The sequence below is a fragment of the Thiohalocapsa sp. ML1 genome (assembly GCF_001469165.1).
Classification (GTDB): Bacteria; Pseudomonadota; Gammaproteobacteria; order Chromatiales; family Chromatiaceae; genus Thiohalocapsa.
The window spans coordinates 29,872-44,755 of sequence record NZ_JABX01000001.1; the positions used below are offsets into that span (position 1 = coordinate 29,872).

Sequence of the window (14,884 nt, forward strand, 5' to 3'; positions counted from 1 at the left end):
CGCGCACCACTCCGCGACGGGCTTGATCAGATCGGTCATGGGGTCAAGCTCCTTGCGCTGTCCGATCGAGTTGTAGCGGGCGCTCGCCGTACCCGGATGCGCCGGCTTTGGTCGGCACCCGCGCCCGCGGGCCTCAGTCCGCCGCCGCGCGGCTCGGCCCCGCGCCGATTGGCCTCGTCGATCCGCCGGATCAGGCCGTCGCGCGCCGGGACCTGTCCGCCGGCGCCGGGGCCGGTTGCCCCGGCAACCGGGTGATATGCCGCGGGGTGGACGACCGGCGGCCGCAGCAGGAAACGAAACCCCGCCGTCCCGGGTCTCAGCAGCAACCGTTCAACATCAACAACAGGCAATCCGATGCACATGACCACACGCCTTCTACTCGCCGCCGCACTCTTAGCGGCGGCGCTGCCCGTCGCTGCCGCGACCGACTCTATCGTGCTCGGCATGGGCTGCTTCTGGGGCGCCGAGAAGCGCATGGCGGCGGTGCCCGGCGTCATCGACGCCGAGTCCGGCTATGCCGGCGGCGACGCCGAGACCATCGACTACCGCGGCGTGCTGCGGCTGGAGGAAGCGATACAGCGCGGGCGAAGCGACGCACGCAACCACGCGGAGGTTGTGAAGGTCAGCTTCGATCCCGCGCAGGTGTCGCTGGAAGCGCTGCTCATCGCCTTCTGGCAGAACCACGACCCGACCCAGGGCGACCGCCAGGGCAACGACATCGGCAGCAACTATCGCAGCGCCATCTACTACAACAGCGACGCGCAGCGCGACATGGCCGTCGCCACCCGCGACACCTATCAGCAGGCACTGACCGCCGCCGGCTACGGCCCCATCACGACCGAGATCGCGCCGCTCAAGCACTACAACCGCGCCGAGACCTACCACCAGGACTATCTCGTGAAGAACCCCAACGGCTATTGCGGCCTGGGCGGCACCAAGGTCGCCTACCCCGGCGAGCCCGCGCGTGCGGAGCCCGTCGTGCTCGACTCGGCGGACCTGGACCGCGCCCGCCAGCTCATCGTCTTCGAGGCCGAGGAGTGCCCCTACTGCAAGCTGTTCCGCGCCGAGGTGCTGGACGGCTGGGCGTCTTCGGTGCCGGTCGCGACGACCTTCGCCAGCGAGCCGCCGGCGGGCTGGAAGCTGGACAAGGCCTTGTTCGCCACACCGACCATCGTGCTGTTCGAGAAAGGGCGGGAGGTCTCGCGCTGGACCGGCTACCAGGGCGACGCGGAGCGCTTCTGGCAATGGCTCGGCCAGCAGGTGCTGACCCCGGCGCAGCGGCGCATCGCCTTCGAGCAGGGCACCGAGCGGCCCTTCACCGGCTCGCACCTGGACGAGAAGCGCCCCGGCGCCTTCGTGGACCCCATCACCGGCGCGCCGCTGTTTCGCACCGACGCCAAGTTCGAGAGCGGCACCGGCTGGCCGAGCTTCTTGCAGCCCGTGCCCGGCGCCATTACGCTGCACGCGGACGACGCCCACGGCATGCGCCGCACGGAGGTGCGCAGCGCCAGCTCCGGCATCCACCTGGGCCACGTCTTCGACGATGGCCCGCCCCCCACCGGCAAGCGCTTCTGCATCAACGGCAATGTGCTGAGCTTCGTGCCGGACTGAACCCTGCTGCACCCGGGTACGCCGGACTCATCGGGCCCGACTCATCGGGCCCGACTCATCCGGCCCGACTCATCTGGCCCGACTCATCCGGCCCGGCGCTCCGATCCGAAGAGCCGACTCAAGTCGGCGCACCCGGGGCGGGTCACGTGGCCTGTTCGATCCAGGCGCGTGCGGCGTCCAGGTCCGCGCGCTTGAAGTGCTTCATCTCGGGCTTCATCACCGGCTTCATCATGTTGACGTAGGCGCTGATCCAGGTCTGGTCGGCGACGACGGCGACATGGCTGATGTCGCTCAGGTGCTCGAAGCTGAACTTGATGTCCTCCCACATCCTGCTCCACGGGATCGGCGGCGCGTCCAGCTCGCCGATGTCCTGCAGCAGCCGAATGCGGCCGTAGCGGTCCATCGCGGCCTTGAGCTTGGCGAGGGTGTCGTCGAACTCCACGGTGGACAGGGAGCCTGACGCGTGCAGCTCAACGATGTTGCTGTCGGGGCGTTCTTGGACATCGATCATCGGTATGCCTCTACGGTTTCGTGCTATGGCAAGGCGGCCTGCGGCAAGGCGGCCTGCGGCAAGGCGGCGCTCAATCCCACCGCCGCTTGGGGTCCGAGGCCAGGCGCGTCTGCGTGTTCCGAGATGGCCCACAAAAAGACCGCCGGCGGGGCGAGCACGCCGAGGAAATCAGCGGCCTCGCGAAGTTCGCCCGCTGACGATCGCCCTCTCAGGTCGCGGCGTCGTCGTGTCCCTCAGCATGCTCACCTCGGCGGACGCGGACTGCGCCGGTAGCGAAAGCAGAAAGCGTGCCGGGGCTTGGCAAGGCCTTGTCTGCCCATCCCGCTCCGCGCCGCACCTGGGCTCCCGCTCATGGCGGCCGGTGCCAATGCACCGCGGAACGGTGCATTCGCACCGCCGCGCTGTCCGGGGGCGGCGGTCTCCCGGCCGACCCGTCGCTGCGCACCCAGCGCCGGTGGAGCTGGCGCGCCGGCGAACGGGTCCGCTCCTTGCTTTGCAGTCGAGACGAGCGCCGGCTCCGCAGAGCTCGGTGCCGACTGTCCGGCGTGGATGCCGCTCGTGGTGTCGCGCCCCCAGCCCCGGAGACCCACGATGCCGAGCTACCCCGCACGCACCCGCTGCGCGACCAATGTCATGGCCATGGTCATGGCCGGCGGCCAGGGGTCGCGGCTGATGCCGCTCACCGACAAGCGCTCCAAGCCCGCGGTGCCCTTCGGCTCGCGCTATCGCATTATCGACTTTGTGCTCAGCAACCTGGTGAACTCCGGCATCTTCACGATCTATCTCTTGGTGCAGTACAAGTCGCAGTCGCTGATCGAGCACATCCGCAAGGCCTGGACCATCTCGCCGCTGTTTCCGGATCAATTCGTCACCGTGGTGCCGCCGCAGATGCTGAGCGGCTCGGCCTGGTTTTCGGGCACCGCGGACGCGGTGGCCCAGAACATCGATCTCATCGATCACCAGCACCCGGAGCTGGTGCTGGTGTTCGGCGCCGACCACATCTACCGCATGGACCTGCAGCAGATGATCGCCTTCCACCAAGAGCGCGAGGCCGACGTCACCGTGGCGGCGCTGCCGGTGCCGGTGGAGCAATCGCCGCACTTAGGCGTCATCGCCGCCGACGACGATGGACGCATCCGCGACTTCCAGGAGAAGCCCGCCCGCGGCACGCCGATGCCGGGCGATTCGAGCCGCGTCTATGCCTCCATGGGCAACTACATCTTCAACTCGGGCTGTCTGGTGCGGGCGCTGCGCGAGGCCCGGCGCCACGGCGGCACGGACTTCGGCAACCATGTGCTGCCGCGCATGCTGACCTCGAACCGGCTCTTCGCCTACAACTTCGCGGACAACCGAGTGCCGGGCATCAAATCCTACGAGGAGCATGCCTACTGGCGCGACGTGGGCACCATCGATGCCTACTACGCGGCGCACCAGGACGTGCTCGGCGCCGAGTCGGCGCTCGACATGTTCAACCCGCAGTGGCCGATCTTCTCCAGCAACTACCAGGGGCCGGTGGCGAAGGTGCTGCGCGGGGATGTGGACAACTCGCTCTTCGGTGCCGCCACGGTGGTCGAGAACGCGCGCGTCAAGAACAGCATCGTCCGTCGCGAGGCCGTCATCGAGGAAGGCGCCGAAGTCGAGGACTGCATCATCATGGACTACACCCGCATTGGCCGCGGCGCCAAGCTCAAGCGCGCCATCATCGACCGCCACAACCTCGTCGAGCACGGCTCGCGCATCGGTATCGACCCGGAGGAGGACCGCCGCCGCTGGGTCGTCACCCCCTCGGGCGTCGTCGTGGTGCCGCGCGGGCGCACGCCGTTCTTCGCCCGCGACTCGCGCGGGTTCGGCATCGGCTACTCGGAGTGAGGGCGCGCTCACCGGCGCTCGGCATGGCGAGGTCCACCTCCTGCTGGAAGCTGCTGCCGAGCGCGGTGGTCGCCTGCTGGCCGACGATGGCGAGCACCGGCGTCGAGTCCAGCCGCACGTCGTAGAGCCCGTTCAGCAGGTGGATCGCGCCGGGGCCGGACGTGGCGAGGCAGACGCCGACTTCGCGTTCGAGGCGAGCCAGCAGATCCCGGAATTCGACTACGCCGGCTATGCGGAGTCCTTGGGGCTCAAGGGGCTGCGCGTCGGCCGGCCGGCGCAGATCGGCGGTGCCCGGGACGAGGCGCTGGCGGCGGACCGACCGGTGGTTATCGATGCGCTGTGCGACCCGAATGTACCGCCGCTGGCGCCGCACTTGAGCTCCGAGCAGGTCGCGAGCTTCATGCGCGCGCTGCTGAGGGGCGACCCGCGCACCGGGCGCATCGTCGCGCAGACCGCGAAGCAGATGACGGCGGGTTGGCTGACGCGGGGCTGATTGCCCTAGCCCCGGAAGGGCGTCTCCGCTCGTTGTCGTTGTCATTGTCATTGTCGTTGTCGTAATCGTCATCGGCAATTGGCTGCGCTCGATGTCGACCGCGACCTCGACCGCGACCTCGACCTCGACCTCGACAAAGAGGCTCTATTCCCCCGCCCGTTGGCCTTGTGAGCCGGGTCCGTCACGCTCCGGCGCCATCCGCGGCCCGGCCCCGCGCCGGGCTTGCCGACGTGCCGCACGTTCCCGCTGGCACCAAGGTTGCACCTGCCGGGTTTCAGCCCGGCCCATCGTCGTCCATCCCCAACAGTCCATCCACCTCGCCGGCATCAAAGGCCAGGGCCCGGGCTCGGTGTTCGCCGATGCGCGCACCACCATCGGTCAGTGCCTGCATGCGCTGCTGACCGCCAGGCTGGCCGACGACGAGAATTGGGTGCTGCTCGCCAATCTCGCCGAGGAAATGGGTCAGGACGATCTGGCGAAGCGCTTCCGGCACGCCGAGCAAAAACGAGCAGGATCATGTCGAGAAGGTCCGCAAGTGGGTCACGGCCCATGCGCGGGTCGAGGCCGGGCCCGCCTGACGGCTCGAAAGGCGAAAGGGCCGAGGGCCGAGGGCGGCTCCCTTGGCCCTCGGCCCTTGACCCTTCGCTCAGGCCATGACCACCGCGACGATCCTTGGCGCGGATGGCGACGCGGGGCCGGTCAGGTCGCCGCGTCGAAACGCCTCCGCCCCCGCGCCAGCAGCCCGCGCAGGGCCGTGCCATGGCGCTCCACCAGCGAGCCGGCGACGATGCTCGCGCTGCCGAGCAGCACCAGCGTCGTCCAGGTGCCGAGCGAGAAGCCGGCGATGAGACCCTGCACCGCGTAGCCGATCCCGAGCAAGGTCACGGCTAAGCCGAACGCGAACAGCATCCGGCTGCGCAGCCCGTAGCCTGCGGCGAGCGCGACGCCGCCGGCGGCGACGGCGCCGAGCGCCGGGCCGAGCCCGCCGAAGGCGACCAGGTTAAAGGCCATGACACCGGCGACGAGACCCGCCGCCGTGCGCCGATGCCGCGGTGCCGCAAAGGCCGGCCGGTTGCCGAGGTCCAGCAGCAGCGCCGCGAGCACCAGCGCCGTGGCGGGCAGCTTGGCTGGGTCGGGCACGCCCGCCAGCGGGATCAGCACCGCCAGCATCGCGCTCGCGGTGAGCAGCGCGAACAGCGTCGCGCCGGCCTCCAGCGCCGCCGGCCAGCGCACGCCGGCGTCCAGCGCGGCGCGCAAGGCCGCGTAGCCGAGCAGCGCCAGCACCGCGAACAGGAGCGCGTCCGGCGCATAGAGCCAGAGGCTGCGCCCGGCGATGACGGCGAGCGGCAGCGCCAGCACGAGCTGCGCGAAGCGCCCTTCCGCGGTCGCGAGCGCCGCATCCCGCGACCGCAGCCGTGCGGCGCCGGCACCGAGCAGCAGCCCGAGCCCGAGCAGCAGCGCGGCGACGCCGAGCCCGTCGCGCACCGGCACCAAGAGCGCCAGATTCGCCGCCAGATACAGCCCCGTCAACGGCCAGGCCGAGCGCCGCGCCAGGACCAGAAAGCCGATGCCGATGGCGAGCGCGAGCACCGCTGACGCACCGAGCGTGAGCAGCAGCGCCGGCGCGAGCGCCAGCGCGCCCCCCGCCGCCGGCTGCCAGAAGCCGGCGGCGGCGGCGTCCGGCGGCACGGTGCCGATGTGGGTGTAGAGCAGCCCGCCCAGGAACGCGAAGCTCACCGGCATCGCCGCCAGTGCGAGCGCGATGAAGAGCCGCGCGCCGCGGGGCTCCTGCAGCCAATGCCCGAGCCCGAAGCCCGCGAGCGTCAGCGCGAGCGTGTGGCCGAGCAGCAGCAACGCGCGGGTCAGGTCGTCGCCGCCGCGCCAGCCCTGGAACAGGTAGAGCACGAAGGCGCCGGTGACCACCAGGGCGCCCAGGCCGCGCAGCAGCGTGGACAGGGTCAGTGTGGTGGTGGGCGCTTCGCTCGGCTCATCCCGCTCATCCGGCTCGCTCGCACGCCGCGGGGGCGCGCTCGCGACCCGCTGCGGCCGGCGCACCGGCAGCGGTACGAAGTCCTCCGGTAGGTCCAGGCTCAGGTCGTCGGTGGCGAGATCAGCGCGCATGGTCGTTCTCCTCGGGGTTCCGCTCGGGGTTCTGCTCGGGGTTCTGCTCGGCCTTGAGCAGGGCGAGCTCCGCTTGCAGCGCGGCGCGTTCCTCGTCGGCGTCGAAGGCGGCGGCGAAGCTGTCGTCGGCGTCGTCGATGCGCACCGCGCTGACCTCGCGCTCGGCGATGCGGATCTCCCAGCGCTCGAAGGTGTCGTCCAGGTTCAGCGCCGGGGCGCCGTCCAGGTCCGCGAGGCGCGCGGCGGCGTCGGCGCTCGCGGCGCGGCTGCGCATGAGCCGGCGGCGGTGCTCCAGGGTCTCGACCTGCCGGCGGAGCCCGTCCACGTCCGCATCGAGGCGCCGGCAGGTGGCGTCGTGCCGGCTCAGGGTCTCCGCGAGCGCGTCGGCCTCGGCGGCGGCGCGCTTGGCCCGGCGCAGGCATTCCAGCCCGCGGGTCTCGTGATCGCTGCCGGCGGCACGCCGGCGCCAGGTGTCGGCGTCGGTGCGGCGCGCATCGAGCCGCTCGCGCAGGCGCTCGCCGTCGTGCTTGAGCCGCTCCAGGCGGACCTTGGCCGTTGCGTAGGCGCGGCGCGCGTCGCGGATGCCGGCCTCGACGACGGCGTCGTGGTTCTCGATCTCGCCCACCAGCTCGTCCACGCGGGCGGACAGCGTGGCGGAGAGGCGTTTGAAGAGGGACATCGGTTGCTCCTGTCGTTGCGGGGGAAGGTAACCGATGCTGATCAAGGCGCGTGCCCGGTTTGGCGAGCGCCGAAAGCCGCTTATAAAACCGCGAGTTCCGTGATCTGCCCCGAGCTGGACGAGCTGCCTTTGGCGCATTGGCCGGACATCTGTTGCCGGCCGATGTACATCAGATGTACGGCCTCAGGCGAGCCGCAGCCGCAGCCAGCGCACCCCATGCCGCGCCGCGAGCGGGAAAAGCCCGAGCAGGCACAGGGCAACGATCAGGGACGCATTGAGCGGCTCGGCCGCCGTGCCGGCGGCGGCGAGCTTCGCGCCGGCGTTGACGAAGACGAGCGCGCTCGGCAGCGTGCCGAGCAGCGACACGGCGAGGTAGCGGCCGAACGGCATCCGCGTCAGCCCCATGCCGAGGTTGACGACGCAGAAGGGCACCAGCGGCACCACGCGGAGCGCAAAGAGATGAAACGCCCCCTCGCGCTCAACGCCGGCATCGATGCGCGCGAAGGTCCGCGGCCAGTGCCGGCGGAGCCGGCGGCCGAGCAGGTGGCGGGAGAGCAGAAAGCCGAGCGCGGCACCGAGCGCGGAGCCGACGCCGATCACCGCGACACCGACGCCGAAGCCGAAGATGGCGCCAGCCGCGACGGTCAGTAGCGCCGCCGTCGGCAGGAACAGCGACACGGCGAGCACGTAGAACAGCACGAAGGCTGCGGCGACGGCCGCGGGATCGGCGGCGTAGGCCGCCGCGAGCCGAGCGCGCTGGTCCATCAGCACCTCCAAGGTCAGCACATCGGACAGCGCGAGCCACAGCGCCGCGAGGGCGGCGGCGAGCAACAGCGCGCGGGTCATGGGGTTGTCGTCGGCTGCACCGCGACCGCCGGCAGCGCCCGCCGGCGCCGATGGTCAGGCGCGGCGCCGGCGGCGCAGCGCGAGCAGGCCGGCACTGAGCAGCAGCGCCGTGCCCGGCAGCGGGGCGGCGGCGGGCTCGATCTCGAGGGTCAGCGTGTCGCTGAAGGCGAACTGACCGCCGGCCGCGAAGAACAGCCCTTGGAACGGATCGAGCGTGTCCGCGCTCAGCGTGAGCGACAGCGGCCCCGCGACCAGCGCCGTCAACGTCAGCTCCGACAGCAGCAGGTCGAAGGTGCCGCCGGGGTCCGTGAGGCCCGGGAGATTCGACGCTGCGACATTAAGGCCAAGGGCGCCCGCATCATCGTCGAAGCCGGCGGCAACGGTCGCACCGGTGAGCGCCGCGCCGCCGCCGGTATCGACCTCGAAGCCATAGGCGATCAGCGTGTCTGTGCTATTGCCGTCGAAGAGATCCTCGGCCGTGACCAGGACGCTGAAGCTGTCCCCGACGGCGATGGGCGCGAGGGGCGGCGTCATCGTGATCTGGAAGGCACCGGCGGGCAGCGCCAGCAGGGCCAACAGGGCGCCGGCGGCAAGGAGTCGGGGATGGACGGTGGATCTGCGCATGGTTCGTTTACCTCAAATGCTGGTTTGGCTACGCAGCCCTGCCGGCGGCAAGGCTGGTGGTTGGGGGAAGCGCCCCGCGGCAGCGGTCGGCGGCAGAGAGCGCCGAGCCGTCGGACCTACCGCCGGGCGCGCCGCTTCAGCCGCGGACGGCGGCCTGCCAGTGGCCGTACCAGATGCGGTAATCGCGATAGCTGACGACGCCGTCGCCGTCGTAGTCGGCATCGGCGTTGAAGCGCGCCTGGCCGGTGCGGCTGCCGAGGGCGGCGCGGAAGACCTGAAAATCCGCGATATCGACGCGGCCATCGCCATTGAGGTCGCCGGGGATGGCCTCGGGGATGGCCAGGAGGTCGATGCCGACCAGCAGCGGGTCATGGTCGGAGGTGCGGAACGCGTCCTCGCGATACCAGAATTCGCTGTTGAAGCTGATGTCGTAGTCGAGGGCGTCGGGCTCGTCGGCGTTGATGTGCCATTCGGCGATGCCGGCCACCTTGGCGGCCAGCGAGGGGCTCGCGAGCGCATAGTCCAGGCTGCCGAGCTGGGCATCGAACAGGAAGGAATAGCCGCCGATGCGGGCGCTCAGGTTCTCGTAGCCCAGGGCCTCCAGGCGTGCGATGGGCTCCTCTTTCGCGTAGGCGTTCAGGTCGCCGATGATCAGCAGGTCCGGGTCGGCGTTGCCGGTCGGGCCGGTCGCGAGCCACGCGGCCAGTGCGGTGGCGGTGTCCGCGCGGCGGCCGTTCCAGAAGCCGGCGCCGTCTGCTTGGTCGCAGTTCGGGTCGAGCGCCGGGGTGTCCCGGCAGGTCGTGGTCCTGGCCAGGCCCGAGTCGCCCTTGGACTTGAAGTGATTGACGGCGATGGTCAGCACCTCACCGCTTGCCAGTTCCCGGAAGCTCACCGCGAGCGGCACCCGGCTGGTATTGTCGCCATTGAACAGCGGCGCCAGGTCCGCCAGGCCGAGGTCGGCAAGCCCGCTGTCATCGAGCATCGCAGGCGTGCTGCCGGGCGCAACCTCCACGGTGTCGGCGCAGTACAGGTAGCCGACCGCGATCACGTCGGTGCCGACCCAGTCGCCGGGGTCCACGGCGGAGTAATGCGCGCAAGCGGTGATGGCGTCGAGCGCGTTCTGCGCGTTCATCAGGTCTGCGAGGTTCTGTGCGGAAGAGGTACCGCCGGCGCCGAAGTCGTTCTCAATCTCGATCAGCCCGATGATGTCGGCGTCGAGCGCCAGCAGGGCCGGGATCAGTTTCTGCTCTTGGCGGTCGCGCTCATTGCGCCCGAGGCCGTCCACCGGCCCCTGGTCGGCGCCGCGGCAGGTCTGCTGGAAGCCCGGCGGCCCGCACTTGGCCGTGCCGTCGTCGAGCTGCTGGAAGTAGTTCAGTACGTTGTAGCTTGCGACCTTGAGCGAGCCGGCGATGGCCGGCGGTGCCGCCGGGCGCTCGTTCCCGGCGACGAAGCTCGGGGCGAGCACCGGCTGCATGCGATAGACACCGAAGTCGTAGTGCATCACGCCGTCGATGCGGGCGACGGTATCGCCGCCGCGCAGCAGGTTCGGCGGGGCGATGGTCACATCGATCGGCAGGCCGCCGCGGCCGAACGCGAGCGGGTCCCGGTTCTGCCCGGAGCGCCCGTCGTCGATCATCAGCGTGCGACGGGCGAGCTCGGCCTGATGCGCGGCAAAGCCGGCCGGGTCCGGTTGATTGGCCATCGTGAACTGCTCGGGGCGCCCGCCGGCGGCGACGCGGATCTCGCCGAAGCGGTCGAGGTTGAAATACTCGGCCAGCGTCAGTTCACCGTCGGTGGCAAGCAGCGTCACCGCCATCCCTTCAACCGGCTCCAAATCGGTGGTCGGGTCCGACGCCAATGGCAATTCCACGACCGCCGGGGTGGCCGTGCCGGTGAGGCCGGTGCAGACCGTCACCGCCTGCACCTTGTTCAACTGCGTCAGGCTGCCGCTGGTGTCGCCGCTGCGCGCAAACTCGGCGACGGTGCCGGTGACGCGGACGATGTCGCCGACGGCCAGCAGGGGTGCGACGCCGGCGTTGTCGAAGACGAAGATGCCGTCCGAGGTCGCCGGGTCGCCATCGGCGTCGGTATCTTCCTCTTGCACGAAGAAGCCGCTGAGCCCGCTGCCATCGGTGCCCTGGTAAGCACCGACGACGACGCCTTCGATGTCCTGAACCTGCCCGACCAGCGGACTCACGGCGCCGTCGCCCTGGATCTGCCAGATCGGCGTGGCACCGGCGTCGCCGCAGCCGGCGAACTGCTGTGCGGTACTGAATGCGACGGTGAGCGCGGCGCTGTTGGCCTGGCCCGAGGTCGCGCCGGTGACGCTGCCCGCGGGGAGCGTCAGTTGGCAGGACGTGCCGGCTGGCAGATCGTCCAGCGGCAGGGTCGCGGTGCCGGCGGCGAGGTCCACCACCGGCGTGCCGGAGAACTGCGCGCCGTCGCTCGGGCAGCGCAGGGACCACGCGCTCGTGTCCGTGGTTGCCGCGAGCGGCTCGCTGAAGGTCAGTGCCAGGGTGCCGATGGCCGGGTCGACGTCGGCCGCGTTGTTGGCCGGCACCGAGGTCGCGATCACCGGGCCGGCGCTCGCCGCTCCGGCGACGAAGGTGCCGAACGGCACGGCCGCAGCGATCTGTGCGGCGCTGAGATCATCGAGCACATCGTTGCCGGGAAAGGTCCAGTTGGCCGCGACCCAGCCGCCGTCCGGCCCGGTGCCGTCGTTGCGGTAGAGATAGCTGTCGCGATAGACATCGTTGGTGTCTTCGGTCCAGACCTGATCGATGACCGGTCCGCCGCTGGCCTCGACGAGGCGAAAGCCGTCATCGCCGTTGCCGGCAACATTCCCGGACACGAGGGCAACGTTTGCGAAGTCGCCTGCCGCGCCGAACAGCGCTTCGAAGTCGGCGCGACCGTTGCCGGCGGTGCCGACCAGATAGACGAAGGCGTCGGTATAGGTGCCAGCGAGCGGTGTCGCGTTGCCGAAGGCGCGGCCGTTGGCCGAGCGCTCCAGCTCGTAGAAGCCGAGGTCCTCGGTGCCGGAGACGTACAGCTCGATGACCTTCGGCGCCCCGCCGGAGAGCGGGCCGTCGAGGATGCCGGTGATGGTGACGTCGGCGGCGGCAGGCACCGCTGCCCAGGCGAGGATAACGCCGAGCGATGCGGCGCCGACGCGGCGCGGAAGAGCTTCAAACATATCTGACCCCGGAGTTTCGCGAGCGGGTGAGTGACGCGCGCGATCCCTGCGGCCGGCTGCCTTCCCTCAAGGTGAGGCAGTGTGACCGATGGGGACTGCAACCGATTGACGGTTGCATGATCTTTGCGTGACGCCGTGGCTACGGCGCTGTGACGGCCGGGGCGCGGTTTCAGTCGGGTCGGAGTAGGTTGCTTGACGGCGCCGAATGTTGGCAGATGAGTCAAGTTTCACGACGACACGGCGCTTGCAGGCAAAAGGGCCAAGGGCCAAGGGAGTCCGCCTTGGCCCTGGGTTCAATGCGCCGACGAGCGGGCTGCGCAAGACGAGGCGCCGTGCCCTGGTCGGTCTGAGGCTCTGCCTCGCTAGATGGTTGCGAGCGCCCGACGGCGGGCGTTTACCCTCAGGCCGGCTCGGCAGCCGGCCGGTCTTGGAACTGCAACGCCGCGAGCCGCGCATAGAGCCCACCCTGCGCGAGCAGCTCGTCGTGGCGACCCTGCGCGACGATGCGCCCGTGGTCGAGCACGAGGATGCGATCGGCCTCGCGCACCGTGGCGAGCCTGTGCGCAATGACGATGCTGGTGCGCCCGGCCATCAGGTGCTCAAGCGCGTCCTGCACCAGCCGCTCGCTCTCGGCGTCGAGCGCGCTCGTGGCCTCATCGAGCAGCAGCAGCGCCGGGTCGCGCAGGATGGCCCGGGCGATGGCGATGCGCTGGCGCTCGCCGCCGGACAGGCGCACGCCGCGCTCGCCAAGGTAGGTGTCATAGCCCTGCGGCAGCCGGCGGATGAAGATGTCCGCATGGGCGGCCTCGGCGGCGGCTTGCACCTGCGCGTCCGTCGCCTCCTCCGTGCCGTAGCGGATGTTTTCGCTGGCCGAGGTGCCGAAGATCACGGGGTCCTGCGGCACCACGGCGATGTGCCGGCGGAGCTCAGCGGGATCCAGCGCGCGCAGGTCCACGCCGTCGAAGCTGAGCCGGCCCTGCTCGGGGTCATAGAAGCGCAGCAGCAGATGAAACAGCGTCGACTTGCCAGCACCCGACGGCCCCACCAGCGCCAAGCGCTCGCCCGGCGCCATGTCGAGCTCGAGCGCGGCCAGCGCGGGCGTGTCCGGCCGTGCCGGGTAGCGAAAGGTGAGGGCCTCGGCGCGGATGTGCCCGCGCACCGGCTGCGGCAACGGCTTGGGCACCACGGGCGGGGCGATGGCGGGCTCGGTGACGAGCAGCTCCATGAGCCGCTCCGCCGCGCCGGCCCCGCGCAGGAGCTGCCCCGCGATGTCGCTCAACGAGCCGACGGAGCCCGCGACGAGCACGGCATAGAACAGGAACGCCGACAGCTCGCCGCCCGTAATGCTGCCGGCCAGCACCGCATGGCCGCCGAACCAGAGCACGGTGCCGATGGCGCCGAAGGAGAGCAGCGTGACAAGCCCGGACAGCCCCGCGCTCGCCACCGAGCGCTGCATCGCCGTGGTGAAGGCCTCCTCCACCCGCTCGCCGTAGCGGGCCGCGTCGATGGGCTCGTGGCAGCTCGCCTGCACGGTGCGGATGGCGTGCAACGTCTCATCCACGTAGGCACCGATGTCGCCGATGCGATCCTGGCTCTGCCGCGACAGCCGGCGCACGCGATGGCCGATGGCCCAGCTCGGCAGGATCACCACCGGCACGCCGAGCAGCACCAGCGCCGTGAGCTTGGGGCTCGTGATGGCGAGCATGACGAGCCCGCCCGCGGCGAGGATAGCGCTCCTGAGCCCCATGGCGAGCGTCGAGCCGACGACCACCTGGAGCAGCGCCGTGTCGCTGGTGAGCCGGGCGATCAGCTCGCCGGTGCGGGTGGTCTCGTAGAAGCCGACGTCCAGCGCCAGCGCGCGGGCGAACACGGCGCGACGTACGTCGGCGACCACGCGCTCGCCGATCCAGTTGAGCAGATAGCTGCGCACGACAATGGACGCCGCGAGCAACAGCACCACACCCAGGAACAGCGCCAGCGCCAGGTTCAGCGCGTGCGGTGAGCCCGTGGCGATCCCGCGGTCCACCACGGCGCGGATCACCTGGCCGAAGGCGAGCAACGCCACGGCCGCAAACACCAGCGCCGTAAGCGCGAGCGTGAGCCGCGCCCAGTAGGGCCGCGCGAAGCCGAGCAGCCGCACGAGCGGTCCCAGGCGACGGCTGTTGGCGCGGTCGGTGTCGGTGGCGGGTCCAGTGGGGCGCATGGTAGCTCGGCGACACGGCGTGGCTTAGGCGGAGCGCCTAGGACGATGGCGCAGAAGGACGTGGCCCAGGGGCGGGTCGCGACAGGGTATCAATCTCGGGGGCGGCGCGGGCTCGGCCGCGGCGCGGCGGAGCTACGGAGGGGTGCATCGTCGCGCGCAGAGCAAGCTCTCCGCGAGCAGCGTGCCCGCCTGCGCTGCGCGGGGGTTGGCGCGGCAGCGCCGGCGGTGCCGAGCGGGCTCGGAGCCGGGCGCCGGTCAGGGGCGCAGCAGCTCGTACAGCTGGTCCTTCAGCAACAGGCGTTGCTTCTTCAGCTCCTCAATGGTCTCGTCGGCCACCGGTGTGCCGAGCTCCTCGAGCTTGCGCACGCGGGAGTCGAGATCGTCATACTGATCCATGAGCGACGCAAAGGGCTCGTTGGATTCGCGCATGGCTTCGATCTTGCCTTCGAGCTCCGGAAACTCGTGAATCAAATCATGTTTTTCGCCGAGCATCGGGTGATCGTCCTCCGCAGCAGCGCGCCATGGCGGCGCGTTGTGAATGCCCCGGTTGCAGTTAAATGCCGGACTCCCGCAGGCCGGTGCCGGGTCGGCGTGCGTCGTTCACTGGATGCAGTGCGGCGGCATGCCGCAGTGTGTGCGTCGCTGCCGCACTGCGGCTCGATTGTAAACGACTGGTCATCTAACCAAAACCACCAGGGATGGCAGGGGAATGACCTGGATTATGGAAGTGCGCG

Annotated in this window: 13 protein-coding genes; 3 read left to right on the top strand and 10 right to left on the bottom strand. The window is 70.5% G+C overall.

Annotated elements, in window-relative coordinates; genetic code table 11:
* Positions 1-354: 354 nt before the first annotated feature.
* Positions 355-1,611, top strand: coding sequence for a peptide-methionine (S)-S-oxide reductase MsrA (msrA, locus tag ML01_RS00120; RefSeq protein WP_058553367.1), 1,257 nt, complete (start codon positions 355-357; stop codon positions 1,609-1,611).
* Positions 1,612-1,753: 142 nt separating this feature from the next.
* On the opposite strand, the gene ML01_RS00125 is transcribed toward msrA, so the two are convergent.
* Positions 1,754-2,122 carry an STAS/SEC14 domain-containing protein gene (locus tag ML01_RS00125; RefSeq protein ID WP_058553368.1) on the bottom strand — a complete coding sequence of 123 codons (369 nt, stop codon included), beginning with the start codon at positions 2,120-2,122 and terminating at the stop codon, positions 1,754-1,756.
* Positions 2,123-2,713: 591 nt separating this feature from the next.
* Between ML01_RS00125 and ML01_RS00130 the strand changes: the two genes are divergently transcribed.
* Complete coding sequence (locus ML01_RS00130) at positions 2,714-3,991, top strand: glucose-1-phosphate adenylyltransferase (RefSeq protein WP_058553369.1); 1,278 nt, start codon at positions 2,714-2,716, stop codon at positions 3,989-3,991.
* Here ML01_RS00130 and ML01_RS30415 read toward each other — a convergent pair.
* Positions 3,900-4,223 (bottom strand): thiamine pyrophosphate-binding protein, encoded by a 324-nt coding sequence (locus ML01_RS30415; protein ID WP_254045105.1) that lies wholly within the window; start codon positions 4,221-4,223, stop codon positions 3,900-3,902. The two genes, ML01_RS00130 and ML01_RS30415, sit on opposite strands and share 92 nt — an antisense overlap.
* Here ML01_RS30415 and ML01_RS30420 point away from each other — a divergent pair.
* Positions 4,131-4,484, top strand: coding sequence for a thiamine pyrophosphate-dependent enzyme (locus tag ML01_RS30420; RefSeq protein ID WP_058553370.1), 354 nt, complete (start codon positions 4,131-4,133; stop codon positions 4,482-4,484). The genes ML01_RS30415 and ML01_RS30420 overlap by 93 nt on opposite strands.
* A 274-nt stretch (positions 4,485-4,758) precedes the next feature.
* Here the strand turns inward: ML01_RS30420 and ML01_RS00140 are convergent, their stop codons facing one another.
* From ML01_RS00140 to ML01_RS00175, 8 genes are all read right to left on the bottom strand, one after another.
* On the bottom strand, positions 4,759-4,986 hold the full coding sequence (locus ML01_RS00140) for a hypothetical protein (RefSeq protein ID WP_058553371.1): 228 nt from the start codon (positions 4,984-4,986) through the stop codon (positions 4,759-4,761).
* Between the two features lie 197 nt (positions 4,987-5,183).
* Positions 5,184-6,605, bottom strand: a complete 1,422-nt coding sequence (locus ML01_RS00145; protein ID WP_058553372.1) for a hypothetical protein — start codon at positions 6,603-6,605, stop codon at positions 5,184-5,186.
* Entirely contained in the window at positions 6,595-7,284 is a 690-nt protein-coding gene (locus ML01_RS00150) for a PspA/IM30 family protein (protein ID WP_058553373.1), read from the bottom strand. The genes ML01_RS00145 and ML01_RS00150 overlap by 11 nt, the downstream gene beginning before the upstream one ends.
* 183 nt (positions 7,285-7,467) lie before the next feature.
* Complete coding sequence (locus tag ML01_RS00155; protein WP_058553374.1) at positions 7,468-8,130, bottom strand: TVP38/TMEM64 family protein; 663 nt, start codon at positions 8,128-8,130, stop codon at positions 7,468-7,470.
* 54 nt (positions 8,131-8,184) lie between these two features.
* Positions 8,185-8,754: a hypothetical protein gene (locus ML01_RS00160; RefSeq protein ID WP_058553375.1), complete on the bottom strand. Its 570-nt coding sequence runs from the start codon at positions 8,752-8,754 to the stop codon at positions 8,185-8,187.
* 136 nt (positions 8,755-8,890) lie between these two features.
* The gene (locus ML01_RS00165) at positions 8,891-11,947 is read right to left on the bottom strand and encodes an ExeM/NucH family extracellular endonuclease (RefSeq protein ID WP_058553376.1); all 3,057 of its coding nucleotides are present in this window, start codon (positions 11,945-11,947) and stop codon (positions 8,891-8,893) included.
* A gap of 400 nt (positions 11,948-12,347) precedes the next feature.
* Positions 12,348-14,150: an ABC transporter transmembrane domain-containing protein gene (locus ML01_RS00170; RefSeq protein WP_058553377.1), complete on the bottom strand. Its 1,803-nt coding sequence runs from the start codon at positions 14,148-14,150 to the stop codon at positions 12,348-12,350.
* Positions 14,151-14,405: 255 nt separating this feature from the next.
* Positions 14,406-14,642 carry a YdcH family protein gene (locus ML01_RS00175; RefSeq protein WP_058553378.1) on the bottom strand — a complete coding sequence of 79 codons (237 nt, stop codon included), beginning with the start codon at positions 14,640-14,642 and terminating at the stop codon, positions 14,406-14,408.
* Between the last annotated feature and the right edge of the window lie 242 nt (positions 14,643-14,884).

Excerpts from the sequence above, each read along its gene's own strand:
- msrA (WP_058553367.1), top strand. The coding sequence starts at position 355 with ATGCACATGACCACACGCCTTCTACTCGCCGCCGCACTCTTAGCGGCG.
- ML01_RS00125 (WP_058553368.1), bottom strand. The coding sequence starts at position 2,122 with ATGATCGATGTCCAAGAACGCCCCGACAGCAACATCGTTGAGCTGCAC.
- ML01_RS00130 (WP_058553369.1), top strand. The coding sequence starts at position 2,714 with ATGCCGAGCTACCCCGCACGCACCCGCTGCGCGACCAATGTCATGGCC.
- ML01_RS00145 (WP_058553372.1), bottom strand. The coding sequence starts at position 6,605 with ATGCGCGCTGATCTCGCCACCGACGACCTGAGCCTGGACCTACCGGAG.
- ML01_RS00150 (WP_058553373.1), bottom strand. The coding sequence starts at position 7,284 with ATGTCCCTCTTCAAACGCCTCTCCGCCACGCTGTCCGCCCGCGTGGAC.
- ML01_RS00155 (WP_058553374.1), bottom strand. The coding sequence starts at position 8,130 with ATGACCCGCGCGCTGTTGCTCGCCGCCGCCCTCGCGGCGCTGTGGCTC.
- ML01_RS00160 (WP_058553375.1), bottom strand. The coding sequence starts at position 8,754 with ATGCGCAGATCCACCGTCCATCCCCGACTCCTTGCCGCCGGCGCCCTG.
- ML01_RS00165 (WP_058553376.1), bottom strand. The coding sequence starts at position 11,947 with ATGTTTGAAGCTCTTCCGCGCCGCGTCGGCGCCGCATCGCTCGGCGTT.
- ML01_RS00170 (WP_058553377.1), bottom strand. The coding sequence starts at position 14,150 with ATGCGCCCCACTGGACCCGCCACCGACACCGACCGCGCCAACAGCCGT.
- ML01_RS00175 (WP_058553378.1), bottom strand. The coding sequence starts at position 14,642 with ATGCTCGGCGAAAAACATGATTTGATTCACGAGTTTCCGGAGCTCGAA.